Origin of the sequence: Actinomadura sp. 9N215, from assembly GCF_044326345.1 — a bacterium.
Lineage (GTDB): Bacteria > Actinomycetota > Actinomycetes > Streptosporangiales > Streptosporangiaceae > Spirillospora.
In genome coordinates, this window is the sequence record NZ_JBIRBA010000021.1 from 158,610 (window position 1) to 177,634 (window position 19,025).

The 19,025-nt window shown below is 71.1% G+C and carries 20 protein-coding genes; 14 read left to right on the top strand and 6 right to left on the bottom strand.

The features are described from left to right. Window positions 1-13 precede the first annotated feature (13 nt). Together ACH34T_RS30595 and ACH34T_RS30600 are read left to right on the top strand one after the other, a co-directional pair. A complete protein-coding gene (locus ACH34T_RS30595) occupies window positions 14-952 on the top strand; it encodes a DUF3068 domain-containing protein (protein WP_396024402.1) in 939 nt (312 codons plus the stop codon). 46 nt (window positions 953-998) lie between these two features. Next, window positions 999-2,108 (top strand): NAD(P)H-dependent flavin oxidoreductase, encoded by a 1,110-nt coding sequence (locus ACH34T_RS30600; protein ID WP_396024403.1) that lies wholly within the window; start codon window positions 999-1,001, stop codon window positions 2,106-2,108. A 14-nt stretch (window positions 2,109-2,122) separates the two neighbouring features. On the opposite strand, the gene ACH34T_RS30605 is transcribed toward ACH34T_RS30600, so the two are convergent. The 4 genes from ACH34T_RS30605 to ACH34T_RS30620 all read right to left on the bottom strand — a co-directional run bounded on the left by ACH34T_RS30605 (window position 2,123) and on the right by ACH34T_RS30620 (window position 3,904). Continuing rightward, on the bottom strand, window positions 2,123-2,446 hold the full coding sequence (locus tag ACH34T_RS30605) for a hypothetical protein (protein WP_396024404.1): 324 nt from the start codon (window positions 2,444-2,446) through the stop codon (window positions 2,123-2,125). Beyond that, on the bottom strand, window positions 2,443-2,757 hold the full coding sequence (locus tag ACH34T_RS30610) for a type II toxin-antitoxin system RelE/ParE family toxin (protein WP_396024405.1): 315 nt from the start codon (window positions 2,755-2,757) through the stop codon (window positions 2,443-2,445). The genes ACH34T_RS30605 and ACH34T_RS30610 overlap by 4 nt, the downstream gene beginning before the upstream one ends. Continuing rightward, complete coding sequence (locus ACH34T_RS30615) at window positions 2,679-2,951, bottom strand: hypothetical protein (RefSeq protein WP_396024406.1); 273 nt, start codon at window positions 2,949-2,951, stop codon at window positions 2,679-2,681. The genes ACH34T_RS30610 and ACH34T_RS30615 overlap by 79 nt, the downstream gene beginning before the upstream one ends. Window positions 2,952-3,091: 140 nt before the next feature. Beyond that, on the bottom strand, window positions 3,092-3,904 hold the full coding sequence (locus ACH34T_RS30620; protein ID WP_396024407.1) for a crotonase/enoyl-CoA hydratase family protein: 813 nt from the start codon (window positions 3,902-3,904) through the stop codon (window positions 3,092-3,094). 175 nt (window positions 3,905-4,079) lie between these two features. On the opposite strand from ACH34T_RS30620, the gene ACH34T_RS30625 reads away from it, so the two are divergent. The 7 genes from ACH34T_RS30625 (at window position 4,080) to ACH34T_RS30655 (ending at window position 13,263) form a co-directional block, all read left to right on the top strand. Then, entirely contained in the window at window positions 4,080-5,639 is a 1,560-nt protein-coding gene (locus tag ACH34T_RS30625) for an acyl-CoA synthetase (protein ID WP_396024408.1), read from the top strand. A 106-nt stretch (window positions 5,640-5,745) separates the two neighbouring features. Then, the gene (locus ACH34T_RS30630; RefSeq protein WP_396024425.1) at window positions 5,746-6,678 is read left to right on the top strand and encodes a Zn-ribbon domain-containing OB-fold protein; all 933 of its coding nucleotides are present in this window, start codon (window positions 5,746-5,748) and stop codon (window positions 6,676-6,678) included. Then, window positions 6,678-7,727, top strand: a complete 1,050-nt coding sequence (locus tag ACH34T_RS30635; RefSeq protein WP_396024409.1) for a thiolase domain-containing protein — start codon at window positions 6,678-6,680, stop codon at window positions 7,725-7,727. Before ACH34T_RS30630 ends, ACH34T_RS30635 begins: the two co-directional genes overlap by 1 nt. Beyond that, entirely contained in the window at window positions 7,720-8,877 is a 1,158-nt protein-coding gene (locus tag ACH34T_RS30640) for a thiolase domain-containing protein (RefSeq protein WP_396024410.1), read from the top strand. The genes ACH34T_RS30635 and ACH34T_RS30640 overlap by 8 nt, the downstream gene beginning before the upstream one ends. Before the next feature lie 40 nt (window positions 8,878-8,917). Further along, complete coding sequence (locus ACH34T_RS30645; protein ID WP_396024411.1) at window positions 8,918-10,552, top strand: acyl-CoA synthetase; 1,635 nt, start codon at window positions 8,918-8,920, stop codon at window positions 10,550-10,552. Between the two features lie 248 nt (window positions 10,553-10,800). After that, window positions 10,801-11,271 carry a MarR family winged helix-turn-helix transcriptional regulator gene (locus ACH34T_RS30650; RefSeq protein WP_396024412.1) on the top strand — a complete coding sequence of 157 codons (471 nt, stop codon included), beginning with the start codon at window positions 10,801-10,803 and terminating at the stop codon, window positions 11,269-11,271. Window positions 11,272-11,652: 381 nt separating this feature from the next. Beyond that, complete coding sequence (locus ACH34T_RS30655) at window positions 11,653-13,263, top strand: serine/threonine-protein kinase (RefSeq protein WP_396024413.1); 1,611 nt, start codon at window positions 11,653-11,655, stop codon at window positions 13,261-13,263. Window positions 13,264-13,298: 35 nt separating this feature from the next. Here the strand turns inward: ACH34T_RS30655 and ACH34T_RS30660 are convergent, their stop codons facing one another. Both ACH34T_RS30660 and ACH34T_RS30665 read right to left on the bottom strand, forming a co-directional pair. Then, window positions 13,299-14,543 carry a lipid-transfer protein gene (locus tag ACH34T_RS30660; protein WP_396024414.1) on the bottom strand — a complete coding sequence of 415 codons (1,245 nt, stop codon included), beginning with the start codon at window positions 14,541-14,543 and terminating at the stop codon, window positions 13,299-13,301. After that, window positions 14,540-14,989: a Zn-ribbon domain-containing OB-fold protein gene (locus ACH34T_RS30665; RefSeq protein WP_396024415.1), complete on the bottom strand. Its 450-nt coding sequence runs from the start codon at window positions 14,987-14,989 to the stop codon at window positions 14,540-14,542. Before ACH34T_RS30665 ends, ACH34T_RS30660 begins: the two co-directional genes overlap by 4 nt. Before the next feature lie 309 nt (window positions 14,990-15,298). Between ACH34T_RS30665 and ACH34T_RS30670 the strand changes: the two genes are divergently transcribed. The 5 genes from ACH34T_RS30670 to ACH34T_RS30690 form a co-directional block, all read left to right on the top strand. Next, window positions 15,299-16,066 (top strand): SDR family oxidoreductase, encoded by a 768-nt coding sequence (locus ACH34T_RS30670; RefSeq protein ID WP_396024416.1) that lies wholly within the window; start codon window positions 15,299-15,301, stop codon window positions 16,064-16,066. A gap of 19 nt (window positions 16,067-16,085) precedes the next feature. Further along, the gene (locus ACH34T_RS30675) at window positions 16,086-17,045 is read left to right on the top strand and encodes an LLM class F420-dependent oxidoreductase (protein WP_396024417.1); all 960 of its coding nucleotides are present in this window, start codon (window positions 16,086-16,088) and stop codon (window positions 17,043-17,045) included. Between the two features lie 63 nt (window positions 17,046-17,108). Then, window positions 17,109-17,294, top strand: coding sequence for a hypothetical protein (locus ACH34T_RS30680; RefSeq protein ID WP_396024418.1), 186 nt, complete (start codon window positions 17,109-17,111; stop codon window positions 17,292-17,294). A gap of 103 nt (window positions 17,295-17,397) precedes the next feature. Then, window positions 17,398-17,742 (top strand): DUF6507 family protein, encoded by a 345-nt coding sequence (locus tag ACH34T_RS30685; protein WP_396024419.1) that lies wholly within the window; start codon window positions 17,398-17,400, stop codon window positions 17,740-17,742. Beyond that, the coding region (locus ACH34T_RS30690) for a hypothetical protein (RefSeq protein WP_396024420.1) at window positions 17,739-19,025 on the top strand (1,287 nt) is incomplete at its 3' end. The genes ACH34T_RS30685 and ACH34T_RS30690, both read left to right, overlap by 4 nt.

The following is a 19,025-nucleotide window of genomic DNA, read 5'->3' on the forward strand; positions in this document are numbered from 1 at the left end:
ACCGGAGGTTCTCATGCGGCGACCGGTCGGCCCCGTCCTGATCTGCCTGGGCGCCTTCCTCCTCACGCTCGCGCCCATGGTCCGCTTCTACGTGGCCGACCAGGTCGTCGTGGCGCCGCTGGACCGCTACGAGGTGACGCGCCTGGAGTCGAAGAACTCCACCTATTACGACACGGCTCAGCTCAAGCTCAGAACGGGCGTCACGCTCCTGGCCGAGACCACCGTCCGCGGCGACGTCCGCGCGAACGGGAACGACGACGACATCGCCGTCTGGGACTCCAGCACCGACGTCTACGACACGGCCGATCTGGACAGGCCCATCCAGATCCAGGGCTTCCGGATCGCCTTCGACCGCCGGACGAGCCTCCTCGTCAACTGCTGCGGCGTCAACGTCGACGGCGACGGGGTCCGGATGTCGGGCTACGGCCTGCTGTTCCCCGTCGCGAACGTCGAGAAGCGCGACTACCGGTTCTACGACATGGCGACCCGGCGGCCTGCGCCGATGCGGTTCGACGCCGTCGACGAGGTCCACGGCCTCACCGCCTACCGCTTCACGCAGACCATCCCGCTGACCAGGATCGCCGCTGTGGACGTCACGATGCCCGCCGAGCTGCTGGGCCTCCCCAAGGGCGCCGGAGACCAGAGGGTCGACCGCTACACGGAGGCCTCCAACACCGTCTGGGTGGATCCGCGTACCGGCATCCCGGTCAAGCACCGCAAGAACATCCGCAGCACTCTCCGCACCCCGGACGGCAAGGGCTCGGTGGTCGTCACACAGGCCGACCTCATCACCGTCGACAAGGACCAGCGGGGCCTGGTCGACATGGCCAACGGCAGGTCCCTGCAGATCGACGCCGTCCGCACCTACGTTCCGGGCGCCGCGATCCTCATCGGCCTGCTCCTGCTGCTCACCGGCATCTACGCAGCCATCATCCACCGCGCCGCTCCGTAACTAGAACCTGTTGCAGTTTTCCGGGACCGCGCTTAGGGTCGGGCAGGTGCGGACACGAGTCACCGAACTTTTCGGCATCGAGTACCCGATCTTCGCGTTCAGTCATTGCCGCGACGTGGTCGCGGCGGTGAGCCGCGCCGGCGGCATGGGCGTCCTCGGCGCCCTGCACTTCACCCCCGAGGAGCTCGAACTCGAACTCGCGTGGCTCGACGAGCACACCGGCGGCAGGCCCTACGGCGTGGACGTCGTCATGCCCGCCGAGTACGAGGGCGCCGACCTGGGCGACGCCGAAGAACTGCTCGCCAAGCTCCAGGGCATGATTCCGGCCGAGCACAAGAGATTCCTGGCGGACCTCCTCGCCGAGCACGGCGTCGAGCCCGCCACCGACAAGGCGGGCAAGGCCCTCCTCGGCTGGACGGACGTGACCGCGCGCCCCCAGGTCGAGGTCGCCCTCAGGCACCCGATCGCGCTGCTCGCCAACGCGCTCGGCCCGCCCCCGGCGGACGTCGTCGAGCAGGCGCACCGGCACGGCGTCAAGGTCGCAGGCCTGGCGTCCAACGCGCGGCACGCCCGCAAGCAGGTGGACGTCGGCGTCGACATCATCGTCGCGCAGGGCACCGAGGCTGGCGGCCACACCGGCGACGTCGCCACGATGGTCCTCGTCCCCGAGGTCGTGGACGCCGTCGGCGACGGCACGATCGTCCTCGCCGCGGGCGGCATCGGACGCGGCCGCCAGATGGCCGCGGGCATGGCCCTCGGCGCCGACGGCGTCTGGACGGGCTCCATCTGGCTGACCGTCGACGAGGCCGACACCCCCGAGCGCGCCCTCCCCAAACTGCTCGACGCGACGTCCCGCGACACCGTCCGCTCCCGCGCCTGGACGGGCAAGCCCGCCCGCTTCCTCAGAACCGCTTGGACGGACGCCTGGGAGAGCGACGCCTCCCCGGGATACCTCCCGATGCCCATGCAGTTCATGCTGATCGCGGACGCCTTGCCCCGCATAGCCCGCTCCGGCGACGGCGAACTCGTCACCTTCCCGGTGGGCCAGATCGTCGGCTCCATGAACCGCATCAAACCCGCCGCCCAGGTCGTCTACGACCTGATCGAGGAGTACATCGAGGCCATAGACCGCCTCAACACCATCACCGACTCCTGACCCACGGTGAAGGGCTAAGGCTCACCCGCATCACCGAGGATCTCGGCCATGACCTCCTCGTGGGACTTGGCGCCAGGACGTCCGGCAGCCTCCCACTCGTCCATCTTTGCGGAGATGGCGGCGGCCTCGGCCGCTTCCGCGTCTTCGTTGCGATCTTCACTCGCGGATTGCCCGAGCAGGAACCGCGTGACCTCCTCATGGGAGATCGCCCCAGGCCGACCCGCCGCCTCCCATCTGAGGAATTCGGCGTACAGCACTTCGGCGTCGACTTCTTCGACATCATCGGTCGAGCCGACCCCCTCACCTTCACCACGGGTCGGCCGGTCTCGCGGGCTCATGTCGCGGTTCGGCTTATGTGGGCGACGTGGATGATGCCGTCATGAAGGCGGTACAACACCCGATATGGACCGACCCGGAGCCTGTAGTCGTCGTTACTTCCCCAGGCGAACGCCTTCGGTGGTGTCGGATCATCGACCAGCTCGTTCACCGCAGCGGCGATGGCGTGCATGCCTTGCTGGTCGTGCATGTATCGGCGCATCGTCCTTTGTGCTTGCGGTGACCACTCGACCTTCACTCGGCGTCGCCGACGAGGATCTCCGCCATGAACTCCTCGTGGGACTTGGCTCCCGGGCGACCGGCCGCCTCCCACTCGTCCATCGCGGCAAAGGCGGCGGTGGCCTCGGCGTGCTCCAGGGCTTCTGGAGTGGCCGCCTGCTCCAACGCCTTCAGTTGCCTGAACACGTCCAGGGGCACGATCACAGCGGCTTCGCCGCCTAGGTGGATGACCTCGTACTCGTCCGTCGCCGGGGTGTCCGACGTGGTTCCGGTCGGTTCCGCGCTCATGGTCGCCAGCGTACTCACGGTTCGCTCTCCATCCGGGGGCTACGGCGGGCTCTTGCGCCGCCTGGTCGAACATACCAGCGAAAGTCGCGCTTCGTGTCCGAGTGATTACTTTCTGGCGGGCCGGGTCGCGAGGCCGGGGCTCAGGTGCCCTTGTAGACGGCGGGGCGCTTTTCCTTGAAGGCGCGGGAGCCCTCCTTGGCGTCCTCGGAGGCGATGATGGGCCAGCCGATCTCGTCGGAGACCTTGAGGGCGTCCTCTTCGGAGAGGTGCTCGGTCTCGCGGTAGGTGCGCAGGATGCCCTGGACGGCGAGCGGGCCGCAGGCGGCGATCTGGTCGGCGAGTTCGCGGGCGGCGGCGAGGGCCGTGCCCGCCGGGACGATCTTGTTGATGAGGCCCATGGTCAGGGCTTCCCGCGGGGTGACCGGACGGGCGGTGAGCAGGATGTCCATCGCGTTGGCGTAGCCGATCTGGCGGGGGAGGCGGATGGCGGAGCCGCCCATGGGGAACAGGCCGCGCTTGGCCTCGTACAGGCCGAGGGTCGCGTCCTCGGCGACGACCCGCAGGTCGGTTCCCACGAGGAGTTCGGTGCCGCCCGCGACGGCGTAGCCCTCGATGGCGCAGATGAGGGGCTTGGTCGGACGCCCCTCGCGCAGCAGGCCCTTCCAGTGGAAGTCGGGAATCTGCGCCATGCGCTCCTGGGCGCGCGGGTCGGACGGCTGCTGCCCCATCGCCTTCAGGTCGGCGCCGGAACAGAACGTCCCGCCCGCTCCGGTGAGGATGCCGACGCGGACCTCCGGGGTCTCGGACATGTAGGCCCAGGCGTCGGCGAGGCCCACGAGCATGGCGGAGCTGAGCGCGTTGCGCGCCTCGGGCCGGTTCATCGTGACGGTGACGACGTGGCCGTCGCGTTCGACGGCGCAGTGCTCGGTGCTGATCGGCAGCCGTTCCGTCATGGTCCCTCCAGCGTCCAGGAAATGAGAACAGATTCTAGTAAAGACGCGGCCTTGCTGGTAGGGGTTGATCTGGAAAACGAGAACGTGATCTACTTTGGGCGGCCGGGTGTCGCGCGCCGGCGGGGTGACGGCGCTCACCGGGGTCACGCAGTCACCGGCGGCGGAGGGAGAGCCGATGGGGTCGTTGGGCTTTTGGCGGCTGGCGCAGGCCGATCCCGGGTGGATCGCGGCCGTCGACCCGGACGGGACGGAGCACACCGCGGGCGAGCTGCTGGCCCGCGCCAACCGGCTCGTCCACGGGCTTCGCGCGCTGGGGCTGGACAAGGGCGACGGGATCTGCGGGCTCGTCCCGAACGGGTCCGAGGGGCTCGTGCTGTATCTGGCGGCGCTCCAGGCCGGCTGGTACTACACGCCGATCAACTGGCATCTGACCGGTCCCGAGATCGGGTACGTCGTCGCCGACAGCGAGGCGAAGGCGTTCTTCGTCCACGAGCGGTACGCGGCCGAGGGCGCGCGCGCCGGTGAGGAGATCGAGGCGCGGAGGCGGTTCGCGTTCGGTCGGGTGCACGGGTTCCGCGCGTACGAGGAACTGGTCGACGGTCAGCCGGACACCCTGCCGGACGATCGCAGCAACGGCGCGACGATGCACTACACGTCCGGGACGACCGGACGCCCGAAGGGCGTCAAGCGGGCGCTGATGGGCATCGACCCCGACGACAGCGCCGAGCTGATGACGTTCCTGCTCGGCATGTTCGGCATCGCGCCGGGACGTCCGGCGGGCGGCGAGCGGCAGGCCCACCTGATCACCTCGCCGAACTACCACACGGCCGTCACCCAGTTCGGCGGCACCGCCCTGCACCTGGGGCACACGCTCGTCTACATGGACAGGTGGGACGCCGAAGACACCCTCAGGATGATCCAGGAGCATCGCGTCACCAACACCCACATGGTGCCGACGCACTTCAAGCGGCTGCTGGCGCTGCCCGACGACGTCCGGGGACGGTACGACGTGTCGAGCATGCGGCACGCGATCCACGCGGCGGCGCCGTGCCCGGTGCCGATCAAGCAGCGGATGCTCGACTGGTGGGGCGACTGCGTCTGGGAGTACTACGCGGCGACCGAGGGCGGCGGGACGATCGCCAGCCCGTCCGACTGGCGCGCCCACCCCGGGACGGTCGGCAACGCGTGGCCGATCAGCGAGCTGCTGGTCGTGGACGACGACGGCGAGCCCGTCCCCGCCGGGACGCACGGCACGATCTACATGAAGATGGCGGGCGTCGAGTTCGAGTACAAGGGCGATGAGGAGAAGACGCGGAAGAACCGTCTGAAGGACTTCTTCACCGTCGGCGACGTCGGCTACCTCACCGGCGACGGGTTCCTCTTCCTCTCCGACCGCAAGTCCGACCTGATCATCTCGGGCGGGGCGAACATTTACCCGGCGGAGATCGAGAACGAGATCATCCCGCATCCGAAGGTCGCGGACGTGGCCGTGTTCGGCATCCCGGACGAGGAGTGGGGCGAGCAGATCAAGGCCGTCGTCGAGCCCGCCGAGGGCGTCGAGCCGGGCGAGGCCCTCGCGGCCGAGATCCTCGCGTCGCTGGAGGGGCGGCTCGCGAAGATGAAATGGCCGAAATCCATCGACTTCATCGAGACGATGCCGCGCGAGCCCAACGGCAAACTCCTCAAACGCAAGCTCAGGGACCCGTACTGGAAGGACCGCTCCAGTGCCATCTGAGACCGGGCCGTCCGGCACGGGGCCGTCCGGCATGGGGCCGTCCGGCATGGGGTCGTCCGGCATGGGGTCGTCCGGCACGGGGTCGTCCAGCATGGGGTCGTCCGGCATGGGGCCGTCTGAGCCCAACCACGTTCTGGAGTTTCCCGGCGGTTACACGCGGTCGGTCGGGCCGGTCATCGGACGGTTCCTCAGCGAGCTGCGCGACGGGCGGCTGGTCGGCGTCCGCACGGCGGGCGGGCGGGTGCTCGTCCCGCCGTCCGAGCACGACCCGGACACGGGCGAGGACGTCACGGGCGAGTTCGTCGGCGTCGGCCCGGCCGGGACGGTCACGACGTGGTCGTGGGTGCCGCGACCGGCGAAGGAGCATCCGCTCGACCGTCCGTTCGCGTGGGCGCTGATCCGTCCGGACGGCGCAGACACGGCCCTGCTGCACGCGCTCGACCTCGGCGTCTTCGAGGACGGCGCGCAGCCGCCGAAGATTCTCAGGACCGGGATGCGGGTGCGGCCCCGCTGGCGGGCGGACCGGGTCGGTGGGATCGGCGACATCGAGTGCTTCCGGCCCGAGGTCACCATGATCAACGCGCCGACGCGGCTGGAGTACGACCTGCGCGGCGGCAAGGCGCTGCGGCGCTTCCTCGAAGGCGTCGCGGAGGGCCGCATCCTCGGGCACAGGTGCCCGGTGTGCGAGCAGGTCATCGTCCCGATGAAGGGGCTGTGCCCGCGCGACGGCGTCCCCACGGCGGAGGAGGTGGAGCTGCCGCACACCGGCACCGTCACCACGTTCGCCGTCAACAACATCCCCGACCCGCGCGCGCCCGAGGTCCCGTTCGTGTCCGCGTACGTGCTGCTGGACGGCGCCGGGCTCACGATGCTCACGCTCGTCGCGGGCGTCCCGGCCGACCGGGTCCGGATGGGCATGCGCGTCAGGGCGGCGTGGCGTCCCCGCGACGAATGGGGCCCGAGCATGGACAACATCAAGTGGTTCGAGCCGCTCGACGAGCCCGACGTCCCCTTCGACGAGATCAAGGACTACCTGTGATGCGGGAGATCGCCGTCGTCGCGTTCGCGCAGACCCGCCACAGCGGCGCGGACGAGGGCCTCGCGGAGATCGAACTGCTCGCCCCCGTCATCACCGGGATCAAGGAGCGGACCGGCCTGGCGCGGTTCGGCTTCACCTGCTCCGGGTCGTGCGACTACCTCGCGGGCGCGCCGTTCTCGTTCGTGTCGGCGCTCGACGCGGTCGGCGCCTGGCCGCCGATCTCCGAGAGCCACGTCGAGATGGACGCCGCCTGGGCCCTGTACGAGGCGTGGGTGAGGCTGCTGCACGGCGACATCGACACGGCGCTCGTGTACGGGTTCGGGAAGTCGTCCCAGGGGAATTTGCGCGCGATCCTCACACAGCAGCTCGATCCGTACCATCTGGCGCCGCTCGGCATCGACTCGGTGTCGCTGGCCGCGCTCCAGGCCCGCGCCTACCTGGAACGGTCGGGCGCCAAGGAGGACGACCTGCGCGCTGTCGCGGCCCGGTCGCGCGCGTCCGGACGCGGCAACCCGTTCGCGCTCCACCTGCCGGAGCCGGGCGGAGACGAGGAGTACGACGTGGCGCCGCTGCGTCCGTACGACGTCGCGCCGATCACCGACGGCGCCGCCGCGATCGTCCTCGCCGCCGGGGACAAGGCCAGGGAGCTGTGCGAACGTCCCGCCTGGATCACGGGCATCGATCATCGCGGTGAGCCGCACGCACCCGGCGTCCGCGACCTGACCCGCTCGGAGTCGGCCCGCCTCGCCGGTGAGAAGGCGGGCGCGGACGGTGTCGAGGTCGCGGAGTTGCACGCGCAGTTCAGCCACGAGGAGCTGATCCTGCGCGAGGCGCTCGGCCTGCGGGACGGGGTGGCGGTCAACCCGTCCGGCGGGGCGCTGTCGGCGAACCCGATGATGGCGGCGGGCCTGATCCGGATCGGCGAGGCAGCGGCCCGCGTCCACGACGGGTCGGCGTTCCGGACGCTCGGGCACGCGTCGTCCGGCCCCTGCCTTCAGCAGAACCTGGTCTGCGTCCTGTCCGCGTCGCCGGGAGGGAACGATGGCTGAACGCTGCGCGATCATCGGCGTCGGGCAGACCGCGTACCGGAGCAGGCGGCCGGACGTGTCGATGCCCGGCCTGCTCCGTGAGGCCGCCCGCCGCGCACTCGACGACGCCGGGCTGACCTGGACGGACATCGACGCCGTCGTCGTCGGCAAGGCCCCCGACCTGTTCGAGGGCGTGCTGATGCCGGAGACGTTCATGGCGGACGCGCTCGGCGCCGCCGGGAAACCGCTCATGCGGGTGCACACGGCCGGGTCGGTCGGCGGGTCCACGGCGATCGTCGCCGCGGGGCTGATCCAGGGCGGGGTGCACGACCGCGTCCTCACGGTGGCCTGGGAGAAGCAGTCGGAGTCGAACGCGACGTGGGCGCTGACGGTGAACTCGCCGTTCACGACGTCGCTGGTCGTCGGCGCGGGCGGCTACTTCGCCCCGCACATCCGCGCCTATATGCGGCGGGCGGGCGCGCCCGACCACATCGGCACGCTCGTCGCCGTCAAGGACCGGCAGAATGCGCTGCGGAACGAGTACGCGCACCTGAAGATCCCCGGCATCTCCCGCGAGATGGTCGAGTCGACGCCGATGCTGTGGGAGCCGATCCGCTACCTGGAGACGTGCCCGTCGTCGGACGGCGCGTGCGCGATGGTCCTGGCCTCGGAGAACGCCGCCAAAAAGGCCCCCGGGAAGCCCGCCTGGGTGCACGGCACGTCGATGCGCTCCGAGCCGATGATGTTCGCCGGGCGCGACACCGTCAGCCCGCAGGGCGGCAAGGACGCGGCCGCCGACGTGTACCGGCAGGCCGGAATCACCGACCCCCGCGCCGAGCTCGACTGCGCCGAGGTGTACGTCCCGTTCTCCTGGTACGAGCCGATGTGGCTGGAGAACCTCGGGTTCTGCGGCGAGAACGAGGGCTGGAAGCTCACCGAGGCGGGCGCGACCGCGATGGACGGCGACATCCCGTGGAACCCGTCCGGCGGGGTGCTGTCGTCCAACCCGATCGGCGCGTCGGGGATGATCCGGTTCGCCGAGGCGGCGCTCCAGGTGCGCGGCCGGGCCGGTGACCACCAGGTGGACGGAGCCCGCCGCGCGCTCGGCCACGCCTACGGCGGCGGCGCCCAGTTCTTCGCGATGTGGGTCGTCGGCAGCGACAAACCCTGATTCTCTAGTAGAGGCGCGATCACCCTCCGGAGGACGTCCGATGGAGTACCACCACGCTGACCTGTTCGAGGGAGTCGCGGACGCGATCGGTGAGCGCGTCGCCCTGATCTGCGGCGACCGGCGCCTCACCTACGCGGAGCTGGACGAGCACGCCAACCGCCTCGCGCACCACCTGGCGGACGCGGGCGTCGGGCCGGGACGACACGTCGCCGTCCAGCTGTACAACGGGATCGAGTACGCGGCCGCGCTGCTGGCGGCGCTGAAGATCCGGGCCGTCCCCATCAACGTCAACTACCGCTACGTGGAAAGCGAACTGCTCTACCTCTACCGCGACTCCGACAGCGTCGCGCTCCTGTACGACGTCGAGTTCGAGGACCGCGTCGCCGCGACCGCCCCGGACGCGCCGAAACTGAAGCATCTCGTCGCGGTCGGCGGCGGCGCTCCGTCCATTCCGGGCGCGGTCGCCTACGACGAGGCGCTGGCGGACGCCGACGGAACCCGCACCGGCTTCCCGCCGCGCTCCGCCGATGACCTCTACATCATCTACACCGGCGGCACGACCGGGATGCCGAAGGGCGTCATGTGGACGACCGAGCAGCTGCTGTTCGCGTTCTGGAACCCGACCCTCCCGCGTCCGGCGAAGCCCGCGGACATCGTCGAGATGGCGCGGAACGGCGGCCCGCTGGTGATGATGCCGGTCCCGCCGCTGATGCACGGCGCCGCGCAGGTCGCCTCGTGGATCTCCTGGTTCATGGGCGCCACGCTCGTCTACACGCGCAGGTTCGACGCCGCCGACGTGTGGCGGACGATCGCCCGCGAGAAGGTCAACTCGCTGACGATCACCGGCGACGCGATGGCGATCCCGATGGCGGACGAGCTGGCGCGCGGCGGCTACGACACGTCCTCGCTGCTGGCCTTCGTCTCGACGGGCGCGATCTTCACCGGGAGCGTCCGCGACCGCGTCCAGGGCCTCCTCCCCAACACGATGATCATGGACAGGTTCGGGTCGACGGAGTCGGGCTCGACGGCCGAGGCGGTCGCGGGCTCGACCCCGGAGAAAGGGCTGCGGTTCGCGCCCGACGTGGCGGACGTCACCGTCCTGGACGACGCGTTCCGCCCCGTCGAGCCCGGGTCCGGGATCGTCGGGCAGGTCGCGCGCACCGGCCACATCGCGCTCGGCTACTACAACGACCCGGACAAGACGGCCCGGACGTTCCCGGAGGTCGACGGGCGGCGCTGGCTGCTCACCGGCGACATCGCCACCGTGGCGGAGGACGGGTCGATCGCCGTGTACGGGCGCGGCTCGCAGGCCATCAACACCGGCGGCGAGAAGGTGTTCCCGGAGGAGGTCGAGGCCGTCCTCAAGGGACATCCGGCCGTGTACGACGCGGTCGTCACCGGCATTCCGGACGAGCGCTGGGGAAACCGCGTCGCGGCGGTGATCCAGCCGTCCGGCGGGGGCGAGCCGCCGGAGCGGGCCCCGGCGCCTGCGTCCGCTCCGGCGTCCGACGACCTGGACGCGCATTGCCGCAGGGAGCTGTCGGGCTACAAGGTGCCGCGCGTCTACGCGTTCGTGACCGAGATGAAGCGCTCCCCGGCGGGCAAGGCGGACTACCGCTGGGCGAAACAGGTGGCGGAAGCCGCGGCGGACGCCCCGGAACGCGGAAGGACGTAGGGCGGGCGAAGAGGTCGGCCCCGAGCCTTTGTGAGGGTCGGGGCCAGGAGCGGACCCTGTTAGTGGCCCTAACAAAAACCAGGATAGAGGCGGGCCTCGGGTGATCTGATCATCGGGGGGTGTCGCCTTCGCCACAGGCGGCGGCCGTTCTGGCTGGTCCCGTCCGGAACCCGCCACTAGACTCTCCCGTGGAGAGTCGCTCTTGAAATGAGCCTCTCTGTATGAGAGTAATTAGGGGAGGATGGGCCGTGTCGACCCCGGAACGCGAGCGGATGGCAGGCGAGCTGCAGATGGCGATGCAGCGCAGCACGATGTTCACGGTGCTGCTGCACCATGCCACCGCGAGCAAGGCGGGCATGAACGTCACCGACGCGCAGTGCGTGAACGCGCTGTCGCTGGACGGTCCGCAGACGCCGGGACAGCTCGCCCAGCTCATGGGCATCACGACCGGCGGCGCCATCACCGCCGTGATCGACCGCCTGGAGAAGGCGGGCTACGTCAGGCGCACCCGCGACCCCGACGACCGCCGCCGCGTGATCGTCGAACTCGTCGAGGAGAACGTCGCCCGGTTCGGCCGCTACTTCGAGCCGATCGGCCGCGCCTTCCGCGAGCGCCTCGACACCTACAGCGACGAACAGGTCGCCGTCCTGCTCGACTGGATCCGCCACAACAACGAGACGATGCCCCACATCATCGAAGAGATCAGAAAGCTCCCCTAGCACCCCGCGCAGCCCCGACCACCGGCACGACGGACACCAGCTCGACCGAAGCCCTTTCGGCTCCGGGACGGCCCCCGTCGTCCCGGAGCCGCTCCGCTCCGGTCCGGGAACAGCCGCGGCGGTCCCCCCGGCCGCGGCGGCCGTTCCCGGAGTCTCGCGCCGGCGGGCCCCCTTGCCCCTGACAGGCCCGCCGAAAACGGTGACACCCTGACCCCTGACCGCTACGCCGCAGGTCACACTGCTTCCGGACGGTGATTTCGGTCACATCGCAACATTTCGGACATCATCCTGTCCGGTCGTTTTGAGTGGCCGCGGGATCGCCGGAGGTGAGAACATGCGCGCCATGCGCGCACGCGACACACGAGAGGACGCCGCCTGACCGTGGAACCGCTGCGTCCCGAGGATCCGGCCGAGATCGGCGGATACCCGCTGATCGCCCGCATCGGCGCCGGCGGCATGGGCCAGGTGTATCTGGGACTCACCGGGGGCGGCAGGCACGTCGCCCTCAAGGTGATCCGCGAGGATTTCGAGGGCCCGCAGGCGCTCGCCCGCTTCCGCCGCGAGGTCGCGACCGTCGAGCGGGTGCGCAGCCGGTTCGCCGCCGCGATGGTCGGCGCCGGGCTGGACGCCCCGCCCCACTGGCTCGCGACCGAGTACGTGCCGGGCCCGACGCTCCGGCAGGCCGTCGCCGAGCACGGCCCCCTGCCGCCGGACACCTGCCTGCGGCTGCTCGCCGCCCTCGCCCAGGGGCTGCAGGAGATCCACCGGCACGGCGTCCAGCACCGCGACCTCAAACCCGGCAACGTGATCCTCGCCCCGGACGGCCCCCGCCTGATCGACTTCGGCATCGCGCGCGGCGAGGGCCAGACGCAGATCACCCAGACCGGCGCGTGGAACGGCACGCCCGGCTACGTGGCGCCCGAGGTCGTCCGCGAGCAGGAGCCCATGCCCGCGTCGGACGTGTTCTCCCTCGCCGGCACCATCGCCTACGCCGCGACCGGACGCCCGCCGTTCGGCGGCGGACGCATCGAGGCGATCATCCACCGCACCCTCAACGGCGACATCGACCTCGACGGCGCCGACCAGCGCGTCGCCGAACTCGTCCGGCTCTGCGCCGAGAAGGAGCCCGGCTCCCGGGTCTCGCTTGGGCGGCTGCTGGAAATGGCCGCGTCCACCGTCGCGCTCGCCGACGACCCCGCGTACCGGAGCCTGGTGGGCGTCCCGCCGTCGATGCCGGTCAGCGTGGCGGACGCGGCCGCGTCCGGGCTCGTCCCGCCGGACCGCACCCGGACGGTCCCCGGCCGCGGCACGCCCCTGCGCTCGCGCGCCGCCGTCATCGCGGCTGGAGCCGGGGTGGTCGCGGTCGTCCTGGGCGGCGCGTTCGGCGCGCGCGCCCTCTTCAACGGCGACGACGGCGGGAACGGCGGCGGGACCGGTGGGAGCGGCGGCGGGAGCAAGGCCCAGGCGGGTCAGGGCCCGAACAACGGTCCCGCCACGAAGGCCGGGCGCTCACCGGCCGGACGGACGCCCGGCCCGAACGGCCGTCCGCCGGACCTGTACTTCGTGCGCTACCCCACGGCCGACTTCCATGAGGCGACGTTCTCGCCGAAGGACCACGCCTGCCTGCCCGCGGCCCGTCCCGAGGACCCGAAGGTCGCCGCCCGGACGCAGACCTCGGCGCCGCGCGAGCCGGTCACCAAGGGCCCCGTCAAGATCGGTATGCGCTTCAAGTTCGACCCGCCGCCGAACTACCACGTGTCCGCGGAGATCCGTCCGCCGGGGCCGTACGGCAGCGCGGGACGTCCGGAGATCCCCAGCAAGCCGGCTCTGCTGGCGGGCACCGACTGGAAGGAATTCACCTTCCCGAAGGACTTCAGGTGGAGCGGGGCGTACACGGAGCTGCTGCCCGGCGTGTTCACGGTCGTGTGGCTGCACGTCCACCCCAACGGCGACGCCTACTACATCGGCTGCGACGGCTTCACCTTCAAATGACCCCCGGCCACCCCACACCTCCGGCCGACACGGTGTCAGCGGACGGTGATGATCGCGGAGCCGTGTCCGAACAGGCCCTGGTTCACGGCGATGCCGGTCCTGGCGCCCTCGACCTGGCGGCCGTCCGCCTGCCCGCGCAGCTGCCATGTCAGCTCGCACACCTGCGCGATCGCCTGCGCGGGGACCGCCTCGCCGAAGGACGCGAGCCCGCCGCTCGGGTTCACCGGGACACGCCCGCCGAGCGCGGTGGCCCCCGAGCGCAGCAGCTCCTCGGCGCCGCCCGGCTCGCACAGGCCGATGTCCTCGTACCAGTCGAGTTCCAGGGCCGTGGACAGGTCGTACACCTCGGCGAGCGACAGGTCCTCCGGCCCGATCCCGGCCTCCTCGTAGGCGGCGTCCGCGATCGCGAACCGGAACGGGCGGGCCGTCGAGCGGAGCTCGTCCGTTGAATGGCGGTGGGTGGGGGCTGGAGGACGGTCCGGTGGCGCCGTCGTCATCGCCGAGTCGGTGGCGAAGTCGGGCAGGTCGAGGACGGTCTTCGGGAACGTCGGTGTCACCGTGGACAGGGCCGAGACGCGCACCGGATCGGCGATGCCGTGCCGCCGCGCGAAGTCCATCGACGTGATGACGAGCGCGGCGCCGCCGTCGCTGGTGGCGCAGATGTCCAGGAGGCGCAGCGGGTCGGCGACCACGGCGGACTCGCGGACGTCCTCCGGCGTCACCTCCTTGCGGTACCGGGCGTTCGGGTTCGCGAGCCCGTGCCGCGCGTTCTTCACCTTCACGGCGGCGAAGTCGTCCAGCGTGGCGCCGTGCACGGCCATCCGGCGGCGGGCGTACAGCGCGAAGTAGATCGGGTTGGTGGCGCCGAGCAGCCGGAACCGCAGCCAGTCGGGATCGTCGGGCCGGTCGCCGCCGACCGGCTTGAAGAAGCCCTTCGGCGCGGCGTCGGCGCCGACGACCAGCGCCACGTCGCACAACCCCGCCAGGATCTGCGCGCGCGCCGAGCCGATGGCCTGCGCCCCGGAGGCGCACGCCGCGTAGCTGGACGACACCCGCGCGCCCGACCAGCCGAGCGCCTGCGCGAACGTCGCCCCTGCGATGAACCCCGGATAACCGTTCCGGATGGTGTCGGCGCCCGCCACGTACTGGACGTCCGTCCACGCGATCCCCGCGTCGGCCAGCGCGGCCCGCGCCGCCGCCAGCCCGTACTCGACGAAGTCGCGCCCCCATTTCCCCCACGGATGCATTCCCGCGCCGAGCACCGCGATGTCGCGCGTCATCTCACCGGCCTCCACATCCAGACGGTGTACTCGGCCTCGTCGTCCTCGTAGAGGGTGCCCTCGGTGAGCTCCACCTCCATGCCGACGGCGAGGTCGTCGACCGTGTGGCCGGGCGCGACCTGCCCGAGGACGACCATGCGCTCGGCTTCGAGCTCGACGGCCGCGACCGCGTACGGGACGAACGGGTCCGGCGACACGTACGGCGGCGGCGGCTTGTAGCGGGCGTCGGCGTACGACCAGATCCGGCCGCGCGGGGAGAGGGCGTAGGGCTCCAGTTCGGAACCGTCCTTCGGGCCGCTGCAGCGGGGATTGCGGCAGGCCAGCTCGTTGCGCGGGAAGTAGGGCGTGCCGCATGACGCGCAGCGGGTGCCCAGCAGCCGCACGCCGCCGTCCCCGGAAGCGAACCACCCCTCGACCGCCGGCCGCCGCTCCTTGACCCCGCTCACACGGCCCCCTCCCCGGCCCTGCTCACGCGGGCCGCTCCTTGATCCTGCTCACGCGGGGCGCTCCTCGGTCGTACTCACGCGGGCCGCTCCTCGGTCCTGCTCACGCGGGCCGCTCCTTGATCCTGCTCACGCGGGGGCCCTCCTCGTCTCGTCCCGGCGCAGGTTAACAACGGGGCGTCCGGTCGGCGGGCGGATGTCCGGTGAGCGGGACGGCCCGGCCCGCGGGCAGCTGACTGACCCGTCAGTAACTTCGGTACAGTGAACCGAGTCGGATTCTGCCCAGCGTGCCCATCGGTAGGGAGAGTGCGGATGCGGACTGGACTTCAGGGGAAGACGGCCCTGGTCACCGGGGCGTCCCGGGGCATCGGCAAGGCGATCGCCACCGCTCTGGCCGCCGAGGGCGCCAACGTCGTCCTCGCCTCGCGCAGGCAGGAGGCGCTCGACGAGGTCGCCAAGGCGATCGGCGCCGCGCACCCGGACGCGGGCGTCCTCGCGAAGGCCGCGCACGTGGGCGACGCCGACGCGGCCGCCGCCTGCGTGGACGCCGCCGTCGCCGAGTTCGGCGGCCTCGACGTCCTCGTCAACAACGCCGGGACGAATCCCTACTTCGGGCCGATGGCCGACATCGAGCCGTCCGCCGCCGCGAAGACCGTCGAGGTCAACCAGTTCGCCGTCGTCCAGTGGACGGGACTCGCCCTGCGCGCGTCCCTCGCGGAGCGCGGCGGCGCCATCGTCAACATCGCGTCCGTCGGCGGGCTGGTCACCGAGCTCGGGATCGGCTACTACAACGCCACCAAGGCCGCCGTCATCCACCTCAGCCGGCAGTTCGCGATGGAGCTGGCGCCGAAGGTCCGCGTCAACTGCATCGCGCCGGGGCTGGTCAAGACCCACCTCGCGCGCGCACTGTGGGAGAACAACGAGGAGGAGATCGGCACGCTCACGCCGCTCGGCCGCATCGGCGAGCCGGAGGACATCGCCAAAGCGGCCGTCTTCCTCGCCGGCGACGCGTCGTCCTGGATGACCGGGCAGACCCTCGTCGTGGACGGTGGCGCCACCGTCCGATCCTCGATCGCCTGAAACCGAAACTGGGGGACGCATGTCACGCTGGGGACTGACCATTCCGCTGCAGGGGCTCCCGCTCGCCGAGCACGCCGGGATCATCGCCGAGCTGTCGGGGCTCGGCTACACCGACGCCTGGTCGGCCGAGGTGAGCGGCGCCGACGCGTTCACCCCGCTCGCGCTCGCCTCGCAGTGGGGCCCCGAGCTGCGGCTCGGCCCCGCCATCGCGCCGGTCTACACCCGCGGCCCGGCCCTGCTGGCGCAGCACGCCGCGACGCTCGCCGACCTCGCGCCCGGACGGTTCGTCCTCGGCATCGGCACCTCGTCCGACACGATCGTGGAGCGCTGGAACGGCATCCCGTTCGACGAGCCGTACAAGCGCGCCCGCGACATGCTGCGCTTCCTCCGCAGGTCCCTCGCCGGGGAGAAGGTGAAAGAGGAGTACGAGACCTTCACGGTCAAGGGCTTCAAGCTGGAGACGCCCCCGGCCGTGCCGCCGCCGATCGTCCTGGCCGCGCTGCGCCCCGGCATGCTGCGGCTCGCCGCCCGCGAGGCCGACGGCGCGATCAGCAACTGGCTCGCCCCGAAGGACGTCCCGACGATCCGCGGCGTCCTCGGCGACGAGCCCGAGCTGATGGCGCGGCTGTTCGTCTGCCCGACCGGCGACGCGGAGGAGGCCCGCGCGATCGGCCGCTGGGTGATCGCCGCGTACATGACGGTCCCCGTCTACCGCGCGTACCACGAATGGCTCGGACGCGGCGAGGCGCTGCGCCCGATGAACGAGGCGTGGGCGGCCGGCGACCGCGAGAAGGCGCTGGAGGCCATCCCGGACGAGGTCGTCGACGACCTGCTCGTGCACGGCACCCCCGCCGAATGCCGCGCCCGCGTCCGCGAATACGTCGACAACGGCCTCACGACGCCCATCCTGGCGATCATCCCGGGCGGCGGCCTTTCCCCGGCCGAAGGCGTCCGAGCCCTGGCCCCATCCGCAGACTGACGACCACGAAAAGGGCCGACCGAATTCCCGATCACCCCCTTTCCCATGGCACGATGAGACGCCATGGAGCCCGAATCGAACGACCCCACCAAGGAACCGGGCGACGCGGAGACCTTCTCCCTCCAGTTCGCCGCGGAGACCGAGGAGATGAACCGCTGCCTCGATCTCCTGACCGACCTGGCCGAACGTTCCGATTGCGCACCGCCGCCGCCGGAGAACTTCCGTCCGGGCAAATTCCGTCCACGCTGATTCGGCCACCCGAAACGGCCCCGAACGCCGAAATCGGCTGGCAACACTCCATAAACGCCCTTACTCTCGTCACCGAACGTGTCAGACCGATGCGGGGGTGCCGGTGGCGATTCCGGGCTGGAACATCGAAGTGGCCGGGGTCCGGAGCGCGATCGCCCGGACCATCGCGGCGATCGAACCACTGGAGAACCAGGCCAAGACCTACATCGACGCCGCGTCCTCCGCCGGAACGGCCTCCGGAAGCAGCCTGATCAACAAGGCGCTGCTGGGATTCGGCGAGCACCACCAATACACGCTCGCGCTCGCCGCGAAACGCACCTCGAACTGCATCAGGGGCGTCACCCTCGCCACCAACGCCTATCTCCGCGCCGACGCGGAAATGGCGGAGAAGGCCCAGCGCAACGCCCGTGTCGCCCCCACGCCCGCCGACCTGAAGCAGCCGAAATGATCAACCCCGGGGGCATCGAGCAGATCCTGAACCGGCTGGACCCGGCGGCCCTCGTCACCGAAGTCCGCCGCCTGCGCTCCGCCGCGAACGGCATCCGCGAGACCGGCGAGAACGTCGACGACGCCTGGACGCACGGCCTGAACCCGCATGTCTACGACGCCCCCGAGGGAGACCTGCTGCGCCGGGCCGCCCGTCCCGTCCAGACCACCACGGCCGAGTTCGCCTGGCAGCTCTGGCGGGTCGCCGGCGCCCTGGACGCCTACGCCGCCGAACTGGCCCCGATCAAGGCCCGCCTGCAGTCCCTCCTCACCGACGCCCGCGCCCTGGTCGCCGAGATCAACGCCAAGGGCGACGACTGGACCGAGGACGAGGACCTCGTCGACCAGAACAACGACCTTGAGGCCGCCGTCCGCGGCCAGGTCACCGCCCTCGCCGCCGCCGAGGAACGCTGCGCCGCCCAGATCTACGCCGCCTACGGCGGCCACGCCCCCGGCCCCATGTGCGTCGACGGGCCCTCCACCCCGCCGTGGGGCACCGCGGAAAAGGCGGACCTCCCCTGGTGGGAGGACGCCGTAAATGGCGCGGGCCGATTCTTCCAGGGCATGTGGGACGTCACCTGGGGCGGCATTTCCACCCTTGCCGGTCTGCAGGGCGGCGAGAAGTTCACCGAAGCCTGGAAGGGCCTGGGAAAGATGGCCCTGGCCTCGTTCATCGTGAGCTTTCCGGGCGGGGCGAGCCTTCTCGCGTTCGACCCCGTCCGCGACCTGGTGGGGAAGTCCCACAAGGAGACGGTCAAGGGCCTGACCGCCTGGGACGAATGGCGCAGAGACCCCGCCCGCGCCGCCGGCCAGGTCGCCGGCAACGCCCTCATGCTCGCCACCACGAAGAAGGCCGGCCCTCCCGCCGCCACCGCCGCAGGCAAAGCGGCCCAAGCCGCCGTCCGCGCCGGCCGCGCCATCGACCCCATGACCCACGTCATCTGGACCGGCACCAAACTCCGAAACTTCTACACCGGACTTCGCGGCACCCCGGTGCGACTCGACGACTCCCTCCCCACCTTCACCCACCCCAACGGCGGCTTCGAGGAGGTGGGACGCCCCACCTTCGGCCCCCGCGACCCGGCCCTGACCGGCGCACCCCCACACCAAGACCCCCACCCCGTAAACAGCTCCCACAACCCCCCAAACAAAGACCCAGACACCCCACCCCCCACCACCAGCCCTCGCGACACCCCACCCACCACCCCGGCCACAAGCCACGACCCCCCACCCACCCAACCCGGC